The following is a 25689-nucleotide window of genomic DNA, read 5'->3' as shown; positions in this document are numbered from 1 at the left end:
AGAGAAATATGGCTGTAGAAGTTGTAATGCCGAAGTTAGGGATGGCGATGAAAGAAGGTATTATTACAAACTGGAATATTAAAACAGGCGATAATGTAGCAAAAGGAGAACTAATTGCTAGTATTAACTCAGAAAAAATCGAAACTGAAATAGAAGCACCCGCTGATGGAACTGTACTTGATATAGCTGTAAGTGAAGATGAAGGAGTTCCACCTGGCACTGTAATTTGCTACATCGGTAAACCAAATGAAAAAGTAGAAGTTCATGAAAGTACACATGTTATAGAAGAAAAAACATCTAATATAGAAGTACAAAATGTACAACATCCAGAACCCTATGTGAAAGAAGTGGCGAAGCAAAGAATTAAAATTTCACCTGTAGCGAAGAAAATTGCCAAAACTGAAAATCTTGATATCAAGGCATTAGTTGGTACAGGTCCTGGTGGAAGAATTACCAAGGCGGATGTATTTAAAGCGCTTGAAATAAGAGTGAACGTTCCAGAAGTACTTGAACAAGAAAAAGAAAACAGTAAAGTAATTCCTGTTACCGGTATGCGGAAAGCAATCGCAAACCGTATGCATGCTAGCTTACAAAATAGTGCGCAATTAACATTAACGATGAAAGTAGATGTTACTGACTTAGTAGATTTACATAAAAATATGGCTGATACTGTACAAAAACGATATGGCAATAAATTAACAATTACAGATTTTGTTTCTCGTGCTGTTATATTAGCACTTGGGGAGCATAAAGAAATGAACAGCGCTTATATAAATGATGAAATCCATCAATTTGAACATGTTCATTTAGGCATGGCAGTCGCATTAGAAAAAGGGTTAGTCGTTCCAGCTATTCGCTTTGCTAATAATCTATCTTTAGTAGAGTTGTCTAAAGAAATTAAGAATGCGGCACAAAAGGCACGAACAGGCAGTTTAAATAGTGATGATATGCAAGGGACAACATTTACAATTAGTAATTTAGGTAGCTTCGGTATTGAATATTTTACGCCAGTATTAAATACACCTGAAACTGGTATTTTAGGTGTAGGTGCTATTGAACATGTTCCTGTATATAAAGGGAAAAAATTAAGAAAAGGAAGTATGTTACCTTTAAGTTTAACATTTGATCATCGTGTATTAGATGGTGCACCAGCAGCTGCATTTTTACGTACAATTAAAGATTATTTAGAAGAACCTGTAACAATTCTTTTATAAAGAGAAGGTGAGAGAATGAATAAATTAGTTGTTATTGGAGGCGGACCTGCTGGCTATGTAGCGGCAATTATCGCGGCTCAAAATGGAAAAAATGTCACTCTTATTGATGAAGCTAATCTTGGCGGGACTTGTTTAAATGTTGGTTGCATGCCTACGAAATCATTGTTAGAAAGTGCAGAAGTGCATGATATTGTGAGAAAAGCGAATCATTATGGAGTTACGCTTAGCGAAGGAAGTATTTCAATTGATTGGAATCAAATACAGACGAGAAAATCACAAATTGTTATGCAGCTCGTTCAAGGAATTCAATATTTAATGAAGAAAAACAAAATTAAAGTAATAAAGGGGAAAGCGAAATTCGAAACAGATCACCGTGTACGAGTGACACAAGGTGATAAAGAAGATGTAGTAGATGGAGAACAGTTCATTATAGCGGCAGGTTCAGAACCAACTGCATTACCTTTTGCTCCATTTGATGGGAAGTGGATTTTAAATAGTAGCCATGTGATGTCTCTAGAAGAAATACCAAAATCATTATTAATCGTTGGCGGTGGTGTAATAGGTTGCGAGTTTGCAAGTATTTATAGTCGACTTGGAACAAAAGTTATGATTGTTGAAATGGCACTGCAATTACTACCTGGTGAAGACGAAGATATCGCACATATTTTAAGAGAGAAACTAGAAAAAGATGGTGTAGAAATATTTACAGGAGCAGCTTTAAAAGGATTAAATAATTATAAAAAGCAAGCTTCATTTGAATATGAAGGAAGTATCCAAGAAGTTAATCCGGAATTTGTTCTCGTTTCTGTCGGCCGAAAACCTCGTGTACAACAATTAGATTTAGAAAAAGCAGGAATTCAATTTTCAAATAAAGGAATTTCTGTGAATGAACATATGCAAACAAATGTATCACATATTTACGCAGCAGGTGATGTAATTGGTGGAATACAGCTTGCTCACGTTGCCTTCCATGAAGGAACGACAGCAGCATTGCACGCGAGCGGAGAAGATGTGAAAGTAAACTATCATGCTGTACCTCGCTGTATTTATACGGCTCCAGAAATTGCAAGCGTCGGTTTAACAGAAAAAGGAGCAAGAGAACAATATGGTGATATACTTATTGGAGAATTTCCTTTTACAGCGAACGGAAAAGCACTTATTATTGGAGAACAAACGGGTAAAGTAAAAGTCATTGTGGAACCTAAATATCAAGAAATTGTAGGGATTTCTATTATCGGTCCTCGTGCAACCGAACTAATCGGACAAGGAACTGTAATGATTCATACAGAAGTTACCGCTGATATAATGAGAGATTTTATTGCAGCGCATCCCACTTTAACAGAAGCGATTCATGAAGCGTTATTGCAAGCTGTAGGACATGCTGTACATGCTTAAATGAAAATATAATAAACCACTATTCTCTAAATGAATGAGAGAATAGTGGTTTGCATTTTTATAGAAGAAATTAAATACCCTATTACTTTTTAACGTCAATAGCTGAAGTTTTAGAAATAAAAGGCGGAATATTTACAGTTTTACATTTTTTCTTTAAAAAAATAGTTATTGGAATGATATAATAAATATATCGCTTTTATTGGATGTTAAAATGTTTTAGGAGAAAAGCCTTTGAAGTATTTCAATAAAGATTGGTACAAAGAAATGCAAGTGTTTGGATTTTTAATTTTCCCAGAAACGTTGGAGGAATGGGAAGATATTTTGCGAGAGAGTAAAAAAATAGGCATGGATTATAAGCAAAGTTTAAGAGAAGACCTGGAAGAAAAGAAGGAAGATTTATTAAAGTTTCTACCTAAGTCATTACATCCATACATTCATGACAATACAATTAATTCAGAATACCCATCGGAAAAATTAAAGAAACTTATGCTTGAGTGAACAATAGATTATGAGAAAAGAATGAACGATTTGGAACAAGCGTATATAGATAATTATAATACTATAAAAGATAAGCTTGCGCAGAATGTCGTTCAACTACATGGATACTCACTACATGACAGTGTAATCAAATCAGTAGAGCGAAAATCTGAAGATACGCTAATTATAACTTTAGATTGCAGTGGTACTTTCAGTGAATTTGATAAACTGCAAGTAACTTTTACAGGAGTAACGAAATGTTCTATTCCGGAAAATTTTGAAGGTGCTTGGTGGTTATGTCATGAAATAGATCTTGCTGGAGATGATTTTGAACTGGGGGTTTTATGTGATTGTCCATTTGAAGAAGTGATGATTTGTGCAAATAATGTATTGCTGGAGATAGGTAACTAGTATACTTTATAACTTTGCAAATAAAAAAACAGTCTTATATGACTGTTTTTTATTTAGATGCTAAATTATCAAGTTTCCAATATGTATCTGTTAACGGCGCAGCTTTGCTATCTATATATAAATACATATTATTTAAATCTTTTGGTGAAGTTTTCATATTAAATTCAATGTCGGTAGTTAAAGAGAATTCGGATGGAACCTTTTTAGCATTTTCATTTTGTATAACTTCACCTTCGTATTTTTCACCCGTTTTGTCATCTTTTATGAAATATTTTATTTCTGAAAGATCTATCGTTTGTCCGTCAACACGAGCGTTATTTATAGTAACGCGAGCTGTGAGGCGCCACTCTTTGTCTATTTTTTCGAATTTAGCATTTTCAACAGTTGCTCTATAGTATTCGTTTTTATATATTTCCCCATAGTGCATTGCATTCTTTTCAAGAGCGCTCTTTTCTTGTTTTGGTGCAGTATTCCCATTACATCCTGCCATTAGTCCTGTAAATAATAATGCTGTACAAGTTACTTTAATTATAGATTTCATAGTAATTCCTTTCTATGTTAAAAAGTAAAACATAGGAATAATTTTACATCAATAGGAAGGTAAATGGAAGTATATTTGTGGAATATGCAAATATGCATTTATCCCGCTTTAATGGGCAGTAAGACCCCCACCTCAAAATTCAGCGAAAGCAAAGAAGTTAGGTGGGGGATCAACTGCCCATAAAAGTCCGATTGGTTCAACTAATAATCAGTGGAGGAGGAAGAAAACCCCACTGATTAAAGTTTCACTTTATTTCGTTGTCTAGTTAACGGAATAGAAAGAGGGGAAAAGCAGAATAAAACGGAGTGAATAAGAATTGAAAATATTGTAAAACGGAAGAGACATGCATATAATTAAAATAAGGATAAGATTTCAGAATCTTCAATAACGGCGGTGGGCATATGTTTACTGAAGAGCGTAGAGAGAAAATTTTAGAGTTACTTAAGAAAGATGGAAGGGTAATTGCTAAAGATCTTGCGGAAAATTTCGATATGTCTATCGATTCTATAAGAAGAGATTTGTCTATTATGGAGAAAGATGGCTTGTTAAAAAGAACCCATGGAGGTGCAATTGAACTTGCTAGAGTAAGGAATTTAGCCGCCGATCCATTTGAGCGTTATAGTAATGGTTCTATATATGAAGACGCAATTGCAAAAATCGCAGCTTCTTATATACAAGAAGGGGATTCCATTTTTATTGGTGGGGCTTCTATTCATTATGCCATGTTAAAATATTTACCGGAAACATCATTTACAGTTATTACGAATTCTATAGAAATTGCTAGTACGTTACGGGAATATAAGAACATTGATACGTACTTAATCGGTGGAAAGGTGAAACCATCAGGAAATATGACAGATACACTTGCCTCTGAATTGATAAGTAGATTTTCTATTGATCTTCATTTCTCTACAGGTGGTGGCATTTCATTGAATGGTATAAGTAATGAAACGCCGGAAGTTGCTTATTTTAGTAAAACAGTAAGTAAGATTGCTAAAATGAATATTTGTTTAGCGTCTCATTATAAACTCGGAATAAATTGCTTTATAAATGGAGAGTCACTGAAAGAAATTCACCTTATAATAACAGATGAAGAAGCTAGTAAAGAAACGATACAAGAATTTGAGAAACAAGGTAAAGAAATTGTAATAGCGTCAATAGACTGCATGTAAAGGGAGTTTGAAATGCTTATAAAAGGACAAGAGTTTCATATAAATGGATTAACTTATACAATTCGTTCTGCAGTTGAAACAGATGCTGAGCAGTTATCGGAAATTAGAGTTCAGATCGATGGCGAAACTGAAAATATGGATAGAGAAGCTGGAGAGGGATTTATAGATAAGATAGGGTTTCAAAAAATAATAAAAACAGATAGTGAAGAGACAAAGAATCTATTTTTAGTTGCAGAAGTGCACAATCGAATCGTTGGATTTTCAAGATGTGAAGGGTCAAATTTGAAGAGATTATCTCATAAAGTAGAATTTGACGTTTGTATTTTAAGAGAGTTTTGGGGATCTGGAATGGGCAAGAGTCTTTTGCAACAATGTATTCAGTGGGCTGATGAAAATGAAGTAAAAAAGATATCATTACAAGTGTTAGAGACAAACGAAAAAGCAATTCAGCTGTATCAAAAGTTAGGTTTTGAATTAGAAGGTATTTTGAAAAATGATAAAAGACTGTCGGATGGGAAGTATTATAATACGGTAGTAATGGGAAGGTGTTTTTGAGTCTGTTTATAAAAGAGGTGGAAATATATGTTTTATAGAAGGAAGTACTATATAATAAAGAATGAATTTATAGAAATATTTAATGAGCATTTTACTAACACGAACTTACCTAATCAATTAAAGCATGGTTCCAGGCTAATAGGACGCTGGATGAAAGATAATAATGATGGTACAACTGAAATATTCGCTATATGGGAATATAATAGTTATGAACAGTATAAAGAAATTGAATCGAAAATTAGAAGTGACGAGAAGCATACTAGAAGAATACATAAATGGTATGAAAAACATGACGGGAAAGAATATGTTTTAAAGGAGTACATAGTAGCGATGAAAAATGAAGAGTTAGTATGTACTATAAAGTGATAGAGGGGTGAGGGATAATGGGAATTAAAACAAAATTATATTTTAGTTTAGCATCCACTATTTTATTTGCAATAGCGGTGATAGTTTTCTTTATAAATGATACTCCGCAAAAGTGGGTTTGGTTATGTATTTTCTTTGCGTCCATTATTCAAATCATAGTGCTACTAAAAAAGAATAAAGAAGCGCATTAAGATATTCAAATTATTAACATATTTGTGTCGTCTTTCTAGTTTTATTGAAAACGCTTTTATTCAGTTTTATAATAAAAGTATGTTTTTACAAATCTCCAAAACAATGAAAAGGGAGATGATACAATGTTAGCTTCACCGTTTTACTTACATACATGGAAAAAGTTTGTTGATGAAGGAGTCCTTGATTCAAACCGTATAAACGAAAGAATTTCAGAGTCATGGCATCGATGTAAACAAGCAAATGTGAATCCTCATATGAATAAAGGTCAGAAAATTTTGTCTTCTAATATTTTTCAAGACCAAAAGAAAAAGAGTGAAATCTTCCTAGATATAGCGATACCACAAATACAAAATATGAGAAAAACCATTGATGAACTGCAAATGATGGCATTATTAATTGATCCAGACGGTTACGTTCTATCATTAAGTGGAAATCAGCAAACGCTAAAACGAGCGAAACATATTAATTTTATTGAAGGTGTAAAATGGACGGAAGCAGCTGTTGGCACAAATGCGATTGGAACAGCGTTAGAAATTGAAGAGGCTATTATGATAAGTGGTACAGAGCATTATTCTGTCGCATCTCATAGCTGGAGCTGTGCGGCCGCTCCCATTCATAATGATGATGGGAAATTAATAGGTGTTTTAGATTTTTCTTGTCCGATTGAGTTTTCGCATCCATATATGCTCGGAATGGTAACTTCGATTGCACATGCGATTGAACGTGAATGTAGTATTCGAGTGCATCAAAATGAACTTCATTTAATCCATCGTTTTTTAGATGTAATTGACAGTGATGAACAAGTTGTTATTTGTAATCATCGTGATATTATCGTTTCTGCGAGCAAGAGAATTCGTGAACGAGTATGTAATTGGTCACGAATGAAACTTGAAGATTTAATGCACAATGGATTGAAATCTAAGTTAGAAGTACCAGTATACAGTAATAACAGAATGATTGGGAAATGTATTTATTTAAAGGAAAATAAACAAGAAAATGCACTCTATACTTCCTCATTTATAAACGGAATTACTTTCCCTGGAGTTATTGGAACGAGCAGTGCATTTCAACATACTTTAGAAGAAATTAAGCTTGTATCACCAACTGACGCTAGTGTATATGTTTGTGGTGAAACAGGTGTAGGGAAAGAATATGTTGCGAGAGCGATTCATGAAAATAGTCCAAGAAAAAATGGCCCTTTTATAGCGGTTAACTGCGGTTCATTACCGAAAGAATTAATGGAAAGTGAATTATTCGGTTATGCTGAAGGTGCGTTTACAGGTGCGCGGCGCCAAGGATATAAAGGGAAATTCGAACAAGCAGACGGAGGAACAATATTTTTAGATGAAATTGGTGAAGTGTCGCCAGAGATGCAAGTAGCATTATTACGTGTTTTACAAGAGCGAACAGTAACTCCAATTGGCAGTTCAAAAGAGGTACCAGTAAATATTCGTATTATTACTGCGACACATAAAGATTTACTGCGATTAGTAGAAGAAGGGAAATTCCGTCAAGATTTATATTATCGTTTACATGTTTATCCGTTATATGTTCCATCGTTAATAGAAAGAAAAGAGGATATTCCGTACTTCATAAAACATTTTTGCGAACGAAAGAATTGGAATGTTGTATTTCCAAAGAGTATTTGTAATCAATTTTCTCAGCATACATGGCCAGGAAATATTCGAGAATTATTAAATGTATTAGAACGCATTTACATTTTGTCGCAAGGACGGGAAATATGCGAAAAACAAATCTCTTTTTTATTACAAACAATGATGGGAAATCAACATCAACTTGAATTGCAAGCAGAAAATAAAGCAGAGAACACATTAAATTTTCGTGAAAAAATACAGCGTGATAGCATGATTGAAGCGTTAGAAAAGACGAATGGAAATGTTTCGTTAGCTGCAAAACTTTTAGATGTACCTCGAAGTACATTTTATAAACGAATGCAAAAATATAAGCTATAAAGTAGATTTTTGTAATCTACTTTTTCTTTGTGGGCTCATGTTCTGTCGGAATATGCGCTTACCGGGGAAATAATAGAATAGTTAGAAATTAATTTCCGGAAGGAGGACTTATGTGAAGTATATTGAAATTGGCATCGGAAATAAGTGGTTTGTTCGAACAGAAACCGAAAATAAAGATGGAACTGAATTTGAAGAACGAGGAATTATAAAACCTATTTATTTTGAGTCTTTATATGTACGAATGTGGTTTCGGAAAACGTGTTTAATTTTTGATACGAAAGAAGGGTTTAAGAGGGTTAAGAAGAGGAGGATTGAATATAAATTTATAATTGGAATTGTAAGTAGACTGAATAAAGAAAAAGCGTGCTAACATACATAGTTATATTGGCCAGGAAATTCTTTTGACTTATATCAAATTCATAAAAAGCAATTTTACTAAATATAAATTGTTAATAAAACCACTAAGGAAACTTAGCGGTTTCTTTTTTTATCCCGCTTTAATGAGCAGTAAGACCCCCACCTCAAAATTCAGCGAAGGCAAAGAAGTTAGGTGGGGGATCAACTGCCCATAAAAGCTCGATTGGTTCAACTAATAATCAGTGGGGGATGAAGAAAATCCCCACTGATTAAAGTTTCACTTTATAGGAGGGATTTTCATATGAATAGGATTTTAACGATTGTACTTGCGATAATTATAATGGGATATTCTATTTATAGTTGGAATGACACTTCGGAACAGAGTATGCTAATTTTACAAACGCTTTTAGGGTTTATGTTAGTTAGTTTAGGGGTGCAAAATTTTAAAAATAACGAAAAAGAAAATAGAAGTATAGGGATTGCTTTACTACTTGTGGCTTTGTTTTTAATTGTTGTATCTTTAATAAAATATTTTGTATGAATAAGTATTTAAGTTACTTATTCACGATTTTCTTATTACAATAAACATTCTCGTAATAAAAGTTTAATTTCTACTTGTATTTCACTATATAAAATATGGCATAATGATTTAGTTGAAATAGAAATGGATAGGGTATTTGAGAGGGGCAGTGTAATGAGTTTTGCAATAGAAATAGTAATAAAAGCACCAATGGATGTTGTATGTGACTACATAATAGAAGATGAAAAAATAAAAGAATGGAATACGTTTATAATAGAAAATCGCTATCCTTTAAATATGGATCAAAAGAATCCATGTGTAGGAGATAAATATATTTCTGTTCAAAAAGTCGGTAAGAAAATATTCGAGGCAGAAGTAGAGATCCTTGAATACGATGCACCGCATATTATTTCACTAGGTAGTGAAATGAAGCAAGGTTATTCAGCAATGACTTATATGTTAGAAGAAGATGAGGAAGGTACAGCACTAACATTAATTTCAGAATATGAACCTAGTAATTTTTATTATAAAATGATGTATAAGTTAACAGGCTGGATTTCACGAGGTTTAACTATGGAACAAATGGAGCGTCTAGCAGAATGCGTAGAAACTGCTTATCATAAAGAAGATTAATATTAAAGACATATATTAAGGTAAAAGCGTTATTCAATTTTTTGAGTAACGCTTTTATTATTTGAAGATTTTCAATGGAAAATCTTAATAGCTCTTTCATATATTTCTTTATCAAAAGAATTTTTTTGTTATCCAATAAGTAAGTTCAGAAGGGTTAAGGATATGTTCTATTTGTTTATCTGTGAAAGTGTGCTATTTATACAATCCTGTCGTATACATTTCTGTCAACGTATACACTATTTCTTCTAGTTCTACTTCTTTGTTATGTTGTACAATTGTCCAAAGAAAAGATTCATTCATCGCGAACCAACCACGTGCTACAATCTCTTTATTTAATTCAGGCTGTGCCAATCCACTTTCTTGAGAGTAAGTAATATCCTGCGTAATACTTTTTATAAAGCGTTCGCGAATCTCCTCCCATTTTTGACGTATCACTTTTGATACTCCTATTGCTTCTTCAACAACTTGCAAGATAGCCCGTTCTTCTTCAGCTAATTGTAAGAATGCTCTAACTTGATTTTGAATCATATTATGTGCTTCTGCTTTTGATTGAGGGAAAAAAGAACGCTCGGCAATATCATAAAAGCGATTCATAACATCTTCCATTAAAACGATAAGGAGAGCATCTTTGTTTTTAAAGTATACATATGCTGTTCCATAACCAGTTTCTGCATGTTTAATAATTTGCGTGATTGTCGTTTTCTGAAATCCATTTTTTATAAAAATAGTATAACCGGAATGTAATAGTTTCTTTTTCGTTTCTAAGGAGCGGTGTTTTCTTGTTGAAAGCGTAGAATTTTCCAAAGAATCACCTCTTTATACTGAAATGTCTGAAAATATAACTGTATTGTAAAAGAAATTCATATATAAAGTCAACTGACATAATATCATTGACGTTATATCAACTAAGATGATATATTTCAATTAGTTAGAATAAAAAGAAAATTAAAAGAAGGTGACACCATGTATAAAGAACCATTTCAACCAACTTATGAATATGCGCTTGAATGTGATAAACATGATGAACTGAAAGATTTTCAAACTGAATTTTATAAAAAAGAAGGAACAATATATTTAGATGGAAACTCATTAGGACTACTTTCAAAAAGAGCAGAGAAATCGTTACTTACTTTACTAGATTCATGGAAAGAGTATGGTATTGATGGCTGGACAGAAGGCGAGCATCCGTGGTTTTTCCTTTCAGAAAAATCAGGTGAATTGACGGCACCTCTTATTGGAGCTTTACCAGAAGAAACTATTGTAACTGGTTCCACGACTACGAATATACACCAAGTTATTGCGACGTTTTATGAGCCGAAAGGAATACGCACAAAAATTCTTGCGGATGAATTAACATTTCCATCGGATATATATGCACTTCAGAGTCAAATTCGTTTAAAAGGTTTAGATCCAGATGAGCATTTAGTACGAGTGAAGAGCCGAGATGGTAGAACACTTTCTGAAGATGATATTATTCATGCGATGGAAGATGATATCGCTTTAATTTTATTACCTTCTGTTTTATATAGAAGTGGACAAATTCTCGATATGAAACGTTTAACAGCGGAAGCACATAAACGAGGTATTCATATTGGGTTTGATTTATGTCATTCAATCGGTTCTATTCCGCACCATTTCAAAGAGTGGGATGTTGATTTCGCTGTTTGGTGTAATTATAAATATTTAAATGCAGGACCTGGTGGTGTTGGGGGCCTTTATGTAAATAATAAACATTTTAATAGACTTCCAGGATTGTCTGGATGGTTTAGTTCTAGAAAAGATAAGCAGTTTGATATGGAACATTCATTAACTGCGGCTGACCATGCAGGTGCATATCAAATCGGTACACCTCACGTATTAAGTACTGCACCGTTAATCGGTTCTCTTGAAATTTTTAAAGATGCTGGTATAGAACGTTTACGTGAAAAATCTCTACATATTACGAGATACATGCTTGATTTAATTGATCAGGAATTAAAAGGTTTCGAATTTACAATTGGTAATCCATTAGAGGATGCAAAACGAGGCGGGCACATTTATTTAGAACATGCAGAAGCAGCACGCATTTGTAAAGCATTAAAAGCAAATGGAGTTATCCCTGATTTCCGTGCACCTAATGGAGTAAGACTTGCGCCAGTCGCTTTATATAACACATACGAAGAAGTGTGGAAATCTGTACAAATTTTGAAGAAAATCATGAAAGATGAGGAGTATAAGCAGTTTGAAAATAAACGAGAGGTTGTGGCATAAGTATGAAAACATCAAAGTGGATTGATATTTCACAACCGCTAAATAATGATATTGCTACTTGGCCAGGGGATACACCGTTCTCATATGAAGTTTCATGGTCAAAAGAAGAAAGTGGTTCAGTAAATGTCGGAAAGTTAACGATGAGTATTCATACAGGTACTCATATTGATGCACCGTTTCATTTTGATAATGAAGGAAAGAAAGTAATAGACTTAGATATTCAAGTTTATGTCGGACCTACGAGAATCATTGACGTTTCTAATCTTGAAAGCATTGGGAAAAAGGAATTAGAAAATTTCCATTTAGAAGGCGTAGAACGCTTATTGTTACGCACATCTTCACATAATAAAGTTAATGAATTCCCAGATGTAATCCCGTATTTACGTGCGGATATAGCACCGTTTCTTTCAGAGAAAGGTATACGTTTAATCGGGGTGGACGTACCTTCAGTTGATCCATTAGATGATAAAGAACTAGCAGCGCATCACCAATTGTTTAAATATGGAATACACATTTTAGAAAATGTCGTACTAGATCATGTAGCAGACGGAGATTATGAATTAATTGCATTACCACTCGCATTAACAGATGCAGATGGAAGTCCAGTTCGAGCAGTTATTAGACCAATATAAGTAGAAATATATAAAAGGGGCGTTTGGTTAATATGAAAGAAAACGAAAAGGTAATTATGGAAAAAGGAATTCATACGGACTTTAAAGAGAATATGACGTACGGGGAGTATTTACAATTAGATAGTTTACTATCTTCTCAAAAGAGGTTATCAGACCATCATGATGAAATGTTGTTCATCGTGATTCACCAAGCGAGTGAACTTTGGATGAAACTCATTTTACATGAGCTAAATGCAGCGATTGAATCTATTAAACAAGATAAATTACAGCCAGCATTTAAAATGTTAGCACGTGTATCAAAAATTCAGTCTCAAATTATTCAATCTTGGGATATTCTTGCGACGTTAACACCATCAGAATATATTGAGTTTCGTGATTCACTCGGTCAAGCTTCAGGTTTTCAATCGTATCAATATCGTATGATTGAGTATGCACTTGGTTATAAAACACCACATGCATTAAAAATTTATGAAAAGGATCCTGAATTACACGCTCGTCTTCATAAAGCGCTACATGCACCAAGTTTGTATGATGTGGCAATAGAGGCACTTGTAAAAGAAGGATTCCCAATTCATAAAGATGTGTTAAACCGTGATATTACGCAGCCTTACGAAGAGGATGCAACAGTAGAAGCAGCTTGGATAGAAGTGTATGCGGACGTGAAGAAATATTGGGATCTATATCAGCTTGCTGAAAAATTAATCGATATTGAGGACTGGCTACAACAATGGCGTTTCCGTCATATGAAAACGGTAGAACGAATTATCGGACATAAAATGGGAACAGGTGGCTCTTCTGGTGTATCATATTTAAAACGAGTACTTGATCAACAGTTCTTCCCAGAGCTTTGGAATGTTCGTACGAAATTATAAAAATAAACCTGTCAGTTTGGCTGACAGGTTTATTTTTATATTCGAGCACAATTATGTATTCAGTGAATGAAAAAGATATAATAAATTAAATAACTATTTAATTGGAGGTGAAATTTTTGGATTTCAAGCAACTAGAAAATAAATTCGAAAAGAAAAAAGTGAATACATTTCTCGTTTATCAAAAAGGTGAATTAACAACGGAATATTATAAAACATTAGAATGTGAAAATAACTTATATAAAATAAATTCGATTACAAAAAGTGTTGTATCCATATTAATTGGTATCTCAATTGATAAAGGATATATAAATAGTATACATACACCGATTACAGCGTGGATTGAAAATGTCCCTGAGGAAAAGAGTGATTTGACGCTTTATCACCTATTAACAATGACAACGGGAGAGGACTGGAAAGAGTTCGGAAATGGAGTTGTATTCCCTAGTGATTTTGTTGAATCAGATAACTGGGTAAAGTACATTTTAGAAAAGTCGCTAATTGAAAAACCTGGTACAAAAATGAATTACAATTCAGGCTCTTCACATTTACTGAGCTATATTATTCAAAAGGCTGCTGGTATATCGACAGAGCAGTTTGCGAAAAGATATTTATTTGATCCATTAAAAATTACCGAATATGAATGGCAACAAGACCCGCAAGGAATACATGTCGGCGGCTTCGGTATGAAAATGAAGTCGAAAGATTTATTAAAGTTAGGAATAGTATGTTTACAGAATGGATATTTGCAGGGGAATGAAATCGTATCATCGAAATGGTTAGAAGAATCAAGTACGGCTCTATTTGAAACGTATGAACATGTCGGGGCATATGGATATCACTGGTGGGTATTGAATAACGAAAGATTTCACATACCGTATTGTATGTACTTTGCTATGGGATACGGCGGACAATATATCGTTATCATTCCCCAGTTAGAAATCGTATCTGTAATAAGTAGTCATATGCCTAAACGGGGGCTCGTTCCATTAAAGTTATTTATTGAGCATGTACAAGAGAATTATAAGTTTATATAAGGAGTGGAGAGAATGTATGAGAGGTGTAAAAACGTTATCTTTATTTAGACTATGTTTAAGCCTTTTAGCATTTAGCGCCCTTATTACGCAATTTATAATAAGGGCACAAGTGAAACCGTTTAATCCAGTAAATTTCTTTAGTTTCTTTACAATTGAAAGTAATATTTTAGTTGCATGTATTCTCCTTTTAAGTAGCATTGGAACAGCTACATTTGGTCGTTCAGAACAGTTTGGTATACTTCGTGGTGCGGCGACTGTATACATACTTACGACAGGACTCATTTATTTTTTATTATTAAGAGGGTTAGAAGAATCACTTCAAACCGCAATACCATGGGTAAATACGGTGCTACATTATATCATGCCGATTGCAATGCTTTTAGATTGGATTTTAAATCCACCTAGTAAGAAAATAACTTGGAAACAAGCTGCAAGTTGGCTCTTATTCCCGTGTTTTTACGTTGTGTATAGCATAATACGTGGTCCAATTGTGAATTGGTATCCTTATCCGTTTCTAGATCCGAGAATAGATGGATATGATAGAGTGCTTTTATACAGTATAGGGATAGCAGTTGTAATTGGTGCTATTTGTATATTGGTAAGATTTTTAGGGAATCGAAATTTTAGAAATGAATTTTAGAAATGAAGAACCCCCACTATNNATAGTGGGGGTTCTTCATTTTATCTACTTGTCTTTTGAAACGACATCTTTATAAATTTCTCTGTCTTCGTATCAAATTCTACATCGACAAAAACACCATATTCTTTTCCATTTTCACGTAGCCATAATTTAAACTTTTCAACTGTTACTTGAACTGTTTTTGGTTTTCTACCTATATGAAGATAATCAATAATCTCTGCCTTTGGGTATTGTTCCTTCGTTTTTTCTACAGCAAGTTTACCCCATTTCGCATAAGGTGGCTGTGCGTGAACAATTGATGACTCCGTATATATACTTGAACATGTTGTTATGAACAGAATGACGAGTGCGACACGCTTTAACAATTTCTTCATGATGAACTCCTTTTATTCTTTTTGTATATGGTTTACATATTCTTTCAACGATATAAGCTTGGATTTTTTTGTCTTCTTTACATAAAAGCGATGGTTTTACAAAACATAACCAAGAAATCATTTCCGTAATTAAGGAGGGAAATCTATGCGTAAAAAAGCTATTTTTAAAATAGCAGTTTTACTTGCGTTCATAGGACTATCTTTGATGGTCAGTAGTATACAACTGAAAAATGTAGAAGCCTTTTCGAATCAAGTCATTCAAAGAGGAGCATCTGGTGAAGATGTCATTGAACTGCAATCTCGTTTGAAATATAACGGATTTTATACAGGGAAAGTAGATGGTGTTTTCGGATGGGGTACATACTGGGCACTTCGGAATTTTCAGGAGAAATTTGGACTACCTGTTGATGGTTTAGCGGGTGCTGCAACGAAGCAAAAACTTGTTAAAGCAACGAAGTATGACAAATCGACCGCTAATAAAGGTACTACAACGAATAAAGGAAATAGCAGTGGTACTGCACAAGAAAATAAACCACCACAAAGTAAAGGGACAAATGTTCCAAATGGTTATTCTCAAAATGACATACAGCTTATGGCAAACGCGGTATATGGAGAGTCACGTGGGGAACCGTACTTAGGACAAGTTGCAGTAGCTGCAGTTATTTTAAACCGTGTTACAAGCGCATCGTTCCCAAATACCGTTTCAGGAGTAATCTTTGAGCCAAGAGCGTTCACAGCGGTAGCAGATGGACAAATATATTTAACTCCAAATGAAACAGCGAAAAAAGCTGTACTCGATGCGATAAATGGATGGGATCCAACAGGTAATGCTTTATATTATTTCAACCCAGAAACGGCAACAAGTAAATGGATTTGGAGTCGTCCACAAATTAAAAAAATCGGTAAACATATTTTCTGTAAATAGAGCGGAGGTGGAAACATGTTACGAGGTATTATCATTGTATTATTAACAGTCGGTGTAGTTGGAACAGGATATTGGGGCTATAAAGAGCATCAAGAGAAAAATGCGGTTTTAATTCGAGCGGAAAATAGTTATCAACGTGCATTTCATGATTTAGCATACGAGGTTGATTTGTTACACGATAAAATTGGGACAACGCTTGCAATGAATTCGCGTACATCTTTATCACCAGCATTAGCGGATGTGTGGCGTTTAACATCTGAAGCTCGTTCTGATGTAGGTCAACTGCCATTAACATTAATGCCGTTTAATAAAACAGAAGAATTTTTAGCGAATATCGGTGATTTTAGTTACCGTGCAGCCATTCGTGATTTAGAAAAAGAACCGTTAAATGATCAAGAGTATAAAACTTTACAAACTTTATATTCGAACGCAGGTGATATTCAAGATGAGCTAAGAAAAGTACAGCATCTTGCTTTGAAAAATAATTTACGATGGATGGATGTGGAACTGGCCCTTGCTTCAAATCGTGATCCAGCAGATAACACAATTATTGACGGATTTAAAACAGTTGAAAAGAATGTAACATCCTATTCATCTACAAATTTTGGACCGACATTTACAAGTGCGCAAAAAAATAAAAAAGGGGGATTTGAAGCAGAAGGAAAAGCAATTTCTGAAGATGAAGCAGTAAAAATCGCAAAATCATTTTTGAATTTAAAAGGAAATGAAAAAGTAGATGTTGAGAAAAGTGGAAAAGGTGCAAAAGAGTCTTTCTACAGTGTGAAAATTAAAGACCCAGCAACGAATAATGAGTATTATATGGATATTACAGGAAAAGGTGGATATCCAATTTGGGTAATGAATAATCGAGAAATTAAAGAGCAAAAAATTAGTTTAAATGATGCCGGAAGTAAAGGGTTGACGTTTTTAAAGGATCATAAGTTTAATAATATGGAGCTTTATGATAGTTCTCAATATGATAATATTGGCGTGTTTACGTATGTAGTAAATGAGAATGGTGTACGTATTTATCCGGAAGCAATTCAAATGAAAATTGCTTTAGATGACGGTTCCATCGTAGGATTTTCTGCAAAAGAATATTTGGCATCACATCAAAAACGAACAATTCCATCTGCAAAGCTTACTGCTGCAGAGGCAAGAAAGAAAATAAACCCTGATGTAAAAGTGATGGAGGAGCGAAAAGCTGTAGTCGTAAATGACTTGCATAACGAAGTACTTTGCTATGAATTTGTTGGTACTTTAGGGAAAGATACGTACCAAATTTTTATTAACGCAAATAATGGAGCAGAGGAAAAAGTGAAGAAAATGCAATCCGTTGAAAAAATTTATGATTAAACTTTAATAGTAAAGTGGTGAAAATAATGAAAATCCTAATATATATGTTGATGCTTTGCTTCATTATCACTGGATGCAGCATTGGCAAAAAAGACAATCCAAACGAAAAGCCAGAACAAAAAAATGTTTCAACAAAAAATGTTAATTATACGAACAAATCAAATAAGCCAAATGAAAAAGCAGCGGACCATTTAGCATCTTTAGCTGCAAGTGTACCTGGAGTAAATGATGCAACAGCAGTAGTAGTTGGCAAATATGCTGTTGTCGGTATTGATGTAAAAGCAAAACTAGATAGAACTCGTGTAGAATCAATTAAATACTCTGTTGCAGAAAGTTTAAAAAATGATCCTGATGGTGCAAACGCAGTAGTTGTAGCGGATATTGATACGTACGAACGTCTTAAGGAAATTGGAAAACAAATCAAAAAAGGTAACACGGGAGAAGGTATACTAGAAGAATTAGCAGCAATTGTTGGCCGAGTAATGCCGCAAGTTCCAAATGATATGATTGAAAATCGAGAAACGAATCCAATTAAAGATAATGACAAGCAATTACCAAAAGATGAAGAACAAGAACTAAGAAAAGAACAGGATGACCAATCAAATAATCACTTGAATAAGTAAAATGAGCCTCGTACTACATTGTGCGAGGCTTATTTTATCATATCATTAAATATTCAGTTTATTTATAAGGAAATATATGGTTTAATTATGTATAGGAGGGACAACTGTTATGATGAAAAAAAGCGCATGTATATTATGTAGTTTATGCCTCAGTTTCAGTATGACAGCGTGTGAACAGACGAAAGAAGTGAAACAGCAAACAGCAACTTCTTCTACTGTAACGGAAAGTCAGCAGAAAGAATCTATAAATATAAACCATTTCACGAAAATAAATGAAGGAATGACATATACGGAAGTTAAGGATTTAATTGGTTATGAAGGGGATTTACTCATAGAAGAAGGGGTAGAACATTCTGCACAAATTAAACAAATTTTTGCTTGGAAGGGAAGCAGTCCTAAATCAATTGTTGAAATTACATTTCTAGATGGAAAAGTACATTCTAAATCACAACAAGGTTTGAGTTAAAAAGATAAAATGCGGGAGAGTTTAGCATGAACATACATACAAGGGAAATTGAATTAGTTCCATATAAAGAGCAGTATAAAGAAATGATACAGTCATTTACTTTACCAAGTGAACAAGTTTAATTCACATCAGATCCAGGTTAATTACTGGAGAAAGCCAAAAGTGATTACATGAAAAAAATTGTTAAGTCCATTTAAAGATGAGGGGTAATGATATGACAATTTATATTGCACTGCTAAGGGGAATCAATGTAGGTGGACATAAAGTGATCAAAATGGCTGATCTGAAAAAAATGTTTGAATCAATAGGATTAAAACAAGTAAAAACATATATACAAAGCGGTAATATCGTGTTCGAATCTGAGGAAGATATAAACTTTCTAAAGGGACGAATACAATCTGAAATTAAAAACGTTTTTGATTTTGATGTTCCAGTTATGCTAAGAACATATGATGAATTTGTAAATAGTATAAAAGGGTGTCCTTATGAAGCGAATTCATTGCTAGAAGGAGAAAGTATACACGTTGCTTTCTTAGCGAATGAACTTTCTGAAAAAGAAAAAGATCAGTTGCTTATGCAAAAAAATGAGACTGAAGATTGTTATATACATGAAAAAGTTGTGTATTTATTTTTCAAAAATAGCATTCGGAATTCTAAATTAATGAACCAGTTTCAGAAGTTACATACACCAGCTACAGTAAGGAATTGGCGGACTGTGAATAAATTAAAAGCGATAGCAGAGGGTTTGTAAATATAAAAAGATGAGGCTTTCTACATAGAAAAACCTCATCTTTTTATTTATATTGTTTCGCAACAATGAGTTCAATGATAGGGGAAATACAGAATGAAAAACAAAGTACGATAAAAATTTGAATGTAAAAGAATGGGCTCGCATATATTGGGAAGGGATGTCAGATTAAACTAGGGGGTAGTTATGTCTATTCTTTTAAAAGCGGGTGCAGATGCAGGAAATAACGGTCTGAAATTAATGGTGAAAGGGCAAGATCCTATTTTTATTCCGAGTATTTATTCTTTATATATAGGAGAACCTACAGGATTGTTAGAAGAGGGCGATGTTTCGTTATCAGAATTAGAAAATCACATTGATGTGACCATTAGTTCTCCATCACTAATGTTAAATAATGTACGGTACATCGTTGGAGAAAAAGTAATTCAAGATCAATTAAAAGGTACTGAGGTAGAGAAGAAATCGAATAAGTCGACGGATGAGTTAATGGTTATTACAATTCTATCAGGTTTAGCGGTAAGTGCTATGCGTCAAAGCCCAACTTCCGGTCATATTAATATTCGATATGATTTATCGGTCGCTCTTCCTATGCAGCTTATTACACAAGAAATAGCTGCGGAAAACGCGAAACGTTATATGGGCAATCATAAGGTTGTTTTCCATTATCCGAACGGACGTGATGTGACAGTTAATATTTCTATCGAGTATTGTAAATGCCTACCTGAAGGTGCTTCTGGGACGTGGGGCATTGTATATGATGAAGAAGGAAATGTTGTGAAGCATAAAATAGAATGTGAACAAAACAAAGTTTCTGAAATTGATTTTGTAGATAAAACGTTACTATCTTTTGATATAGGTGCTGGAACGACAGAAGAAGTTGTATCGTTAGGGGTAAACTTTAGACCTCAATTAAGTAAGGGCTTATCTTATGGGGTGAAAGAAACATTACTACAGGTTATTACAAGGTGGAACCGGAAATATCCGACAAAGACCATTGATAGTATTACAGAATTTAATCAAATTTATTTAAATGATAAACACCCGAGAAATGCATCATTAGTTGAGGAATCACAACCAGCACTCTTAGGTTTGGCAGCTCGTGTCGCAACCGATATTATAAATAAAATTGATGATATGAAAGACGATCCATACGTATTTATTTATGGCGGAGGCGCAGTAATTATTAAAAACAGTTTAAAGATGATTTTAAAACAAAAAGGGCGATTAAAAAATGTAATCTTCGTAGATAATCCATTATTTACAAATGCACGAGGATTATTAGTCTACACTTGTTCGCCAAAATATAGAGAGCATAAGCAAAAAGATTTAGGGTTTACAAACTTAACGATAAGTTAGTTGGTGGAAGTATGCGATCTAGGCGATATAAACGTGGTGATCGAGTAAAAATCAACATTCATAAATCAGTATCACCTGAAATGCTTGCATGGCTGAATAAACAATCAAACCCAACTAATTTCTTTTTCTTTGCAGCGCAGCAACTATTTAAACAAGTGGGAGATATTGATGTGTCAAAAATCATACCAAGTAGCCATGTTTATTCATTATATGTAGAGCCATCATCACTATTAAAGGTTGAAGTAAATCCTTTTAAAAAAGTACCACTTGAAGTAAATACATCCACCGAAAATGTAAAAAAAAAATCATGGGATTCTGTTGATCAATTAGATTGTCCTTTTTTTTAAACATAGAAAAACTTATGTAGTGCCCATCACTATACATACGGATGCAGTGATGGGCTTTTGTTTGTGTGAAGCCATTTCAATAAATAGAAGGGGCACNNGTGCCCCTTCTATTTATTGATTTTATTTACATTTTGGATGTATGTTTTGTAACTGCTTGAATTATGTTTTCCCAGTCATCAGGGTGATTTTCATGTCCTGCTCCCTCAAGAGTTAATAATTCTGAATTTGGAATTTCATCAATCAGTGCAAGACCATGTTCAAATGGGAGTGCTGTATCATCTGTTCCGTGAATGACTAATGTTGGTGCTTGTATAGAGTGAAGTATACCTTCATAAGCATCATCTCCTTGAAGTAAAGCGTGATTAAACATGCTCAATAGATTGTTAGCACGTTCTATTTCTTGTTTTACTAGTTTATAAACTCTATTTTCATCAAAGATTCGTTTTGATCCGCAAAGTAGACGAGATCCTGAGACTAAATACTCTGTGACGGCATTTTGATTTGCCCAATCTATATTTTTACCATTTACGTGATGTGTTAAAATTCTTTCATCCATTGGGGGTAAATCACGAGTGTTGTTATTAGATCCTATTACACTTGTAGCTAACAAAGTTAACGTTAAAATTCTTTCAGGATGTTTTACAGCGGCAATTTGAGCAATCATACCACCTAATGACATACCAAATAGATGTGCTTTATCAATATGATACGCATCTAGTACCCCAATTGCATCTTCAGCCATATCTGTCACTGAATAATTGGAAATTCCAGGTTCGTACGTAACAGAGCGTCCTACATCACGGTTATCAAAGCGAATTACAAATCTCCCTGTGTTAGCTAATTGTTCACAAAATTCTTCATCCCAATATATCATTGAACATGTAGCTCCCATAATTAATAAAATAGCAGGATCATTAGAGTTACCAAAGCTTTCTGTACATATATCAATATCGTTTATTTTAAACATCTTTTCACTCATAGAGTTCTCTCCATTTCTTTTGAATTTAATTAATAATACAATTTTGAATGATTCTAAGATGTGTGTAAGATTCGTTTTCGAATTCATCATGTTTTTTGCATAATTACCCCCAAAAATAAGTTTATGGGCATTCAAGGCAAAAAATTTCGAGAAATATTTGTATGTTATTAAAATAAACAACGGAGAACCTTTAAATCTTGCAATGGGAATTGGGGCTTGTTTCATATTGATTGGTGTATTTTGGGCTAATCGCTCTACACTCCGAACTTATTTCAAGCAAGGACAGTTGTGAGAACAGGAAATGTAGTCGGATAAAGAAACAGCTCTGTAATTTACAGGGCTGTTTGAAATTTATTAATGATACGCATTGACTTTATTTACTAGAAAGCCGTAAAATTATTAAGCTAAAGTGAACTGTAAAAAGAGGGGAGTTATTATGAAAATGAACTGGAATGAAGTAAAAGAAAAAATTCGACCACAAATTTCAAAACCATCATATGAAACTTGGCTTACTAATACGACTGTTTATTTAGAAGATGATATATTAACAATTTACTGTCCTCATGAATTTGCACGTGATTGGTTAGAATCACATTATAAAGAATTAATATTTAATACATTAAGAGAAATGTTTCATACAACGTTTGAAATTCAGTTTGATGTATTCATAGACGAACCATCTAAAGCGAAAGATACTCCAATAGATAGAATTAATATTTGGGATGAAGTAAAGAAAGCATTAAGACCTAAACTAGCAGAGAAAACATTTATGAAATGGATTAGAAATACAAATGCTATTATTGAAGATAATAAATTAATAATCTTTTGTGAAGATGTGTTTCATCGTGATTTGCTTGAAGGGGAGTATAAGAATTTAATTTCAAGTACCGTACAGAAAATTACAAACGAAGAATATCAAATTTGGTTCGAAATAGAATCAAACGCTACTTCTATAGCGCAGATTCATCACATGCAAAATAACCAACTCACTTCCGGACAAGAGGAATCAAAAACAATTTGGAATAAAATAAAAGATAAAATCCAAGTAATCATTTCAAGGCCTTCATTTGAAACATGGGTCAAAGAAACGACAGCCAGAATAAATGAAGATTCATTGATCATTTATTTTGAAAACGAATTCCAACAAAAGTGGGTTGAACAGTCTTATAAAGATTTAATTTCGCAAATAGCCAAAGAAGTAACTGGAAATACATATGACCTTCAATTTGAATTAAAATCAAATACAAATGGAACCAATAATAATGAAAAATCAAAATCAACTATTGAAAATATCACTTCCGAATTAGGGGAGCAGTTCAAAGTTTCTAATGATCATTTAAAATATAATGATGTAGATGATAGCAATATACGCATTCAAGCCTTAGAAGAAAAAATAATGAACTTGGAAAAAGTCATTGGTACATTAGTGGGAAAATTAGAGGTAGTAGAAACAAAAACACAGTTGGAAAAATAACCAACTGTGTTTTTATACTTAATTCGCTTTTTTTATAAAACCTTTATAATGACGTTTCACAAGCTGACTTTCTAAAGTCTTCATTGTCTCTAGTGCTACACCGACGATGATAAGTAAGCTTGTACCACCAATTTGTGCAGAAGGTGGTAATGCAGCAACCTTTGTAAACACGAGCGGCAATATAGAAATTGCGCCTAAGAAAATTGCACCGATAAATGTTAGTCTGTATAAAATTTTAGTTACATATTGTTCTGTTGATTTACCAGGACGAATCCCCGGAACATAACCGTTTTGTTTTTTCAAATTCTCAGCCATCTGTTCAGGGTTTACTTGAATAAATGCGTAGAAATATGTAAAAGCAACGATAAGGCCAACATAAAGCGCCATTCCAATTGGATGTGCGAAATCAAAATTCGTAATTATCCATTTTGATACGCCTGAATCAGGGAAGAGTTGTGCAATTGTTCGCGGCGTCATTAAAAATGCGGAAGCAAAGATAACTGGAATTACACCAGCACTATTTACTTTAAGAGGTAAATGAGTGTTTTTTGCTCCTTGATATTGATTGTTTCCTGAAACAGCTTTTGCATATTGAATTGGTATTTTACGAACCGCTTGTTGGATGTAAATAACACCTACAACTATCGCTAAAATTACGAGTCCAATTAAAACCATTTTTACGATATGCATAAATAACTGATCGCCTGCGTTTTGGAATTGTTGCAAATAAATTTGATTAGCGACATTCGGAATCGCCGCAACAAGTCCTGCGAAGATAATCATCGAAATACCATTACCAACACCTTTAGCAGTAATTTGTTCACCTAACCAAAGTAAAAATGCAGTACCTGCAGTTAATACTGTCGCAATAAATAAGTATGTAGTCCAGCTTTGATCTGTAATTAATTGTCCACCTGCTATATTATTAAAACCATAAGACATCCCAATGGATTGTATGAATGCGAGAATGATTGTAAAGTATCGAGTAAATTGAGCTGATTTCTTACGGCCCATTTCTCCTTGCTTTGCCCATTCTGAAAATTTAGGTATAACGTCCATTTGTAGTAATTGTACTATGATGGAAGCTGTAATATATGGTGTAATACCTACAGCAAAGATCGAGAAGTGTTGCAGTGCTCCTCCGCCAAATACGTTCAGCATACCTAAAACATTGGCTTGATCTTGTACTTTTAATACCTCTGCGTTAGTATGAGGTACTGGAATAAACGTGCCAATTCGAAAAACAATTAGCATCGCTAGTGTAAAAAGAATTTTGTTTCTTATCTCAGCTACTCTCATGAAATTTGAAATCGTACGAAACATTATGTCGCCTCCTATATTTTTATCAGTTCAAAACTGATTAGTATACCCTAATGAAGTAACCACAAACCTCCTTCCGCATTAAATTCATTTGACAAATGGATTTTCATACATTTTGTAGTTTTCACGGATATAAAAATATAAGGTGTTTTTTAGCGACCTATAAGCTTTTCGTAATCATTCAATACACATAATATATCGAATAAATTAACAAATGTACATACATACGCATGAAAAATGAATGAATAGGGGCATTTTTTACATTTATTTAATGATAAATTGAAAGAACAATGCTTTTAATTATTACATTTCTAGTAAGTTGCTAGGACGATGAAAGAGATTTTTTATTTAGAGTTAAAATAAAATTTTTACATACCTATAACTTATACAAATTTAGTAATGTAGCAAAGATGAGTTAAACATGACTTCTAATTTCAAAGAGTTGAAATCAGCATATATTCGAGTCGCAACTAATAAATATGGAGCG

Annotated in this window: 28 protein-coding genes and 3 pseudogenes; 26 read left to right on the top strand and 5 right to left on the bottom strand. The window is 33.6% G+C overall.

What is annotated here, in order from left to right; translation table 11 throughout:
• Positions 1-8 precede the first annotated feature (8 nt).
• The 3 genes and pseudogenes from COE49_RS23115 (at position 9) to COE49_RS23105 (ending at position 3497) form a co-directional block, all read left to right on the top strand.
• A complete protein-coding gene (locus COE49_RS23115; RefSeq protein ID WP_098946117.1) occupies positions 9-1214 on the top strand; it encodes a dihydrolipoamide acetyltransferase family protein in 1206 nt (401 codons plus the stop codon).
• A 15-nt stretch (positions 1215-1229) separates the two neighbouring features.
• A complete protein-coding gene (gene lpdA, locus COE49_RS23110) occupies positions 1230-2609 on the top strand; it encodes a dihydrolipoyl dehydrogenase (protein ID WP_098946116.1) in 1380 nt (459 codons plus the stop codon).
• Between the two features lie 231 nt (positions 2610-2840).
• Positions 2841-3497: pseudogene (locus COE49_RS23105) on the top strand (DUF4085 family protein).
• Between the two features lie 49 nt (positions 3498-3546).
• Here COE49_RS23105 and COE49_RS23100 read toward each other — a convergent pair.
• Positions 3547-4038 carry a hypothetical protein gene (locus COE49_RS23100; protein WP_088229284.1) on the bottom strand — a complete coding sequence of 164 codons (492 nt, stop codon included), beginning with the start codon at positions 4036-4038 and terminating at the stop codon, positions 3547-3549.
• Between the two features lie 401 nt (positions 4039-4439).
• On the opposite strand from COE49_RS23100, the gene COE49_RS23090 reads away from it, so the two are divergent.
• The 8 genes from COE49_RS23090 (at position 4440) to COE49_RS23050 (ending at position 9806) form a co-directional block, all read left to right on the top strand.
• The gene (locus tag COE49_RS23090) at positions 4440-5210 is read left to right on the top strand and encodes a DeoR/GlpR family DNA-binding transcription regulator (RefSeq protein ID WP_088229285.1); all 771 of its coding nucleotides are present in this window, start codon (positions 4440-4442) and stop codon (positions 5208-5210) included.
• 12 nt (positions 5211-5222) lie between these two features.
• Entirely contained in the window at positions 5223-5765 is a 543-nt protein-coding gene (locus COE49_RS23085; protein WP_098840964.1) for a GNAT family N-acetyltransferase, read from the top strand.
• Between the two features lie 27 nt (positions 5766-5792).
• Positions 5793-6131: an NIPSNAP family protein gene (locus COE49_RS23080; protein ID WP_098946115.1), complete on the top strand. Its 339-nt coding sequence runs from the start codon at positions 5793-5795 to the stop codon at positions 6129-6131.
• A gap of 17 nt (positions 6132-6148) precedes the next feature.
• Positions 6149-6322 carry a hypothetical protein gene (locus tag COE49_RS27715; RefSeq protein WP_088229288.1) on the top strand — a complete coding sequence of 58 codons (174 nt, stop codon included), beginning with the start codon at positions 6149-6151 and terminating at the stop codon, positions 6320-6322.
• Positions 6323-6445: 123 nt separating this feature from the next.
• Positions 6446-8296: a sigma-54-dependent Fis family transcriptional regulator gene (locus COE49_RS23070; RefSeq protein ID WP_088229289.1), complete on the top strand. Its 1851-nt coding sequence runs from the start codon at positions 6446-6448 to the stop codon at positions 8294-8296.
• 112 nt (positions 8297-8408) lie between these two features.
• Positions 8409-8666 carry a DUF3977 family protein gene (locus COE49_RS23065; protein WP_088229290.1) on the top strand — a complete coding sequence of 86 codons (258 nt, stop codon included), beginning with the start codon at positions 8409-8411 and terminating at the stop codon, positions 8664-8666.
• 288 nt (positions 8667-8954) lie between these two features.
• Positions 8955-9194: a DUF3953 domain-containing protein gene (locus tag COE49_RS23055; protein ID WP_140417258.1), complete on the top strand. Its 240-nt coding sequence runs from the start codon at positions 8955-8957 to the stop codon at positions 9192-9194.
• Positions 9195-9347: 153 nt separating this feature from the next.
• Positions 9348-9806: an SRPBCC domain-containing protein gene (locus COE49_RS23050; protein ID WP_088229291.1), complete on the top strand. Its 459-nt coding sequence runs from the start codon at positions 9348-9350 to the stop codon at positions 9804-9806.
• Positions 9807-9998: 192 nt separating this feature from the next.
• Here COE49_RS23050 and COE49_RS23045 read toward each other — a convergent pair whose 3' ends face one another.
• The gene (locus COE49_RS23045) at positions 9999-10610 is read right to left on the bottom strand and encodes a TetR/AcrR family transcriptional regulator (RefSeq protein ID WP_088229292.1); all 612 of its coding nucleotides are present in this window, start codon (positions 10608-10610) and stop codon (positions 9999-10001) included.
• 159 nt (positions 10611-10769) lie between these two features.
• On the opposite strand from COE49_RS23045, the gene kynU reads away from it, so the two are divergent.
• The 5 genes from kynU to COE49_RS23020 all read left to right on the top strand — a co-directional run bounded on the left by kynU (position 10770) and on the right by COE49_RS23020 (position 15234).
• Entirely contained in the window at positions 10770-12056 is a 1287-nt protein-coding gene (kynU, locus tag COE49_RS23040; RefSeq protein ID WP_098840966.1) for a kynureninase, read from the top strand.
• Positions 12057-12058: 2 nt separating this feature from the next.
• The gene (kynB, locus tag COE49_RS23035; protein WP_088229294.1) at positions 12059-12688 is read left to right on the top strand and encodes an arylformamidase; all 630 of its coding nucleotides are present in this window, start codon (positions 12059-12061) and stop codon (positions 12686-12688) included.
• 32 nt (positions 12689-12720) lie between these two features.
• Positions 12721-13560, top strand: a complete 840-nt coding sequence (gene kynA, locus COE49_RS23030) for a tryptophan 2,3-dioxygenase (RefSeq protein WP_088229295.1) — start codon at positions 12721-12723, stop codon at positions 13558-13560.
• 116 nt (positions 13561-13676) lie between these two features.
• The gene (locus tag COE49_RS23025; protein WP_088229296.1) at positions 13677-14594 is read left to right on the top strand and encodes a serine hydrolase domain-containing protein; all 918 of its coding nucleotides are present in this window, start codon (positions 13677-13679) and stop codon (positions 14592-14594) included.
• Between the two features lie 16 nt (positions 14595-14610).
• Positions 14611-15234 carry a Pr6Pr family membrane protein gene (locus COE49_RS23020; protein ID WP_088229297.1) on the top strand — a complete coding sequence of 208 codons (624 nt, stop codon included), beginning with the start codon at positions 14611-14613 and terminating at the stop codon, positions 15232-15234.
• Positions 15235-15275: 41 nt separating this feature from the next.
• Here the strand turns inward: COE49_RS23020 and COE49_RS23015 are convergent, their stop codons facing one another.
• Positions 15276-15608, bottom strand: a complete 333-nt coding sequence (locus COE49_RS23015) for a DUF3889 domain-containing protein (RefSeq protein ID WP_098252076.1) — start codon at positions 15606-15608, stop codon at positions 15276-15278.
• Between the two features lie 145 nt (positions 15609-15753).
• Between COE49_RS23015 and sleB the strand changes: the two genes are divergently transcribed.
• From sleB to COE49_RS22975, 8 genes and pseudogenes are all read left to right on the top strand, one after another.
• Entirely contained in the window at positions 15754-16533 is a 780-nt protein-coding gene (gene sleB / locus COE49_RS23010) for a spore cortex-lytic enzyme (RefSeq protein WP_098252075.1), read from the top strand.
• Positions 16534-16548: 15 nt separating this feature from the next.
• A complete protein-coding gene (gene ypeB, locus COE49_RS23005; RefSeq protein WP_088229300.1) occupies positions 16549-17889 on the top strand; it encodes a germination protein YpeB in 1341 nt (446 codons plus the stop codon).
• A gap of 26 nt (positions 17890-17915) precedes the next feature.
• Entirely contained in the window at positions 17916-18512 is a 597-nt protein-coding gene (locus COE49_RS23000; protein ID WP_088229301.1) for a YhcN/YlaJ family sporulation lipoprotein, read from the top strand.
• Positions 18513-18621: 109 nt separating this feature from the next.
• A complete protein-coding gene (locus COE49_RS22995; protein ID WP_088229302.1) occupies positions 18622-18978 on the top strand; it encodes a hypothetical protein in 357 nt (118 codons plus the stop codon).
• Between the two features lie 26 nt (positions 18979-19004).
• Positions 19005-19118: pseudogene (locus tag COE49_RS22990) on the top strand (GNAT family N-acetyltransferase); the annotation flags it as partial.
• A gap of 74 nt (positions 19119-19192) precedes the next feature.
• On the top strand, positions 19193-19729 hold the full coding sequence (locus COE49_RS22985) for a DUF1697 domain-containing protein (RefSeq protein ID WP_088229303.1): 537 nt from the start codon (positions 19193-19195) through the stop codon (positions 19727-19729).
• 183 nt (positions 19730-19912) lie between these two features.
• Entirely contained in the window at positions 19913-21082 is a 1170-nt protein-coding gene (locus COE49_RS22980; protein WP_088229304.1) for a ParM/StbA family protein, read from the top strand.
• A gap of 11 nt (positions 21083-21093) precedes the next feature.
• Positions 21094-21429 carry a hypothetical protein gene (locus COE49_RS22975; protein WP_088229305.1) on the top strand — a complete coding sequence of 112 codons (336 nt, stop codon included), beginning with the start codon at positions 21094-21096 and terminating at the stop codon, positions 21427-21429.
• A gap of 124 nt (positions 21430-21553) precedes the next feature.
• On the opposite strand, the gene mleBCA is transcribed toward COE49_RS22975, so the two are convergent.
• A complete protein-coding gene (gene mleBCA / locus COE49_RS22970) occupies positions 21554-22408 on the bottom strand; it encodes a BCA family alpha/beta fold macrolide esterase (protein WP_098840994.1) in 855 nt (284 codons plus the stop codon).
• Positions 22409-22589: 181 nt separating this feature from the next.
• On the opposite strand from mleBCA, the pseudogene COE49_RS22965 reads away from it, so the two are divergent.
• Positions 22590-22700: pseudogene (locus COE49_RS22965) on the top strand (DMT family transporter); the annotation flags it as partial.
• 144 nt (positions 22701-22844) lie between these two features.
• Positions 22845-23882 carry a DnaA N-terminal domain-containing protein gene (locus tag COE49_RS22960; RefSeq protein ID WP_098840967.1) on the top strand — a complete coding sequence of 346 codons (1038 nt, stop codon included), beginning with the start codon at positions 22845-22847 and terminating at the stop codon, positions 23880-23882.
• 18 nt (positions 23883-23900) lie between these two features.
• Here COE49_RS22960 and secY read toward each other — a convergent pair whose 3' ends face one another.
• On the bottom strand, positions 23901-25205 hold the full coding sequence (gene secY, locus COE49_RS22955) for a preprotein translocase subunit SecY (protein ID WP_088229307.1): 1305 nt from the start codon (positions 25203-25205) through the stop codon (positions 23901-23903).
• Positions 25206-25689: the final 484 nt, after the last annotated feature.

It is taken from the genome of Bacillus sp. AFS029637 (genome assembly GCF_002584985.1).
Lineage (GTDB): Bacteria > Bacillota > Bacilli > Bacillales > Bacillaceae_G > Bacillus_A.
The sequence above is the reverse complement of the archived record's forward strand: the minus strand, read 5'-3'. Positions and strand labels throughout refer to the sequence as shown.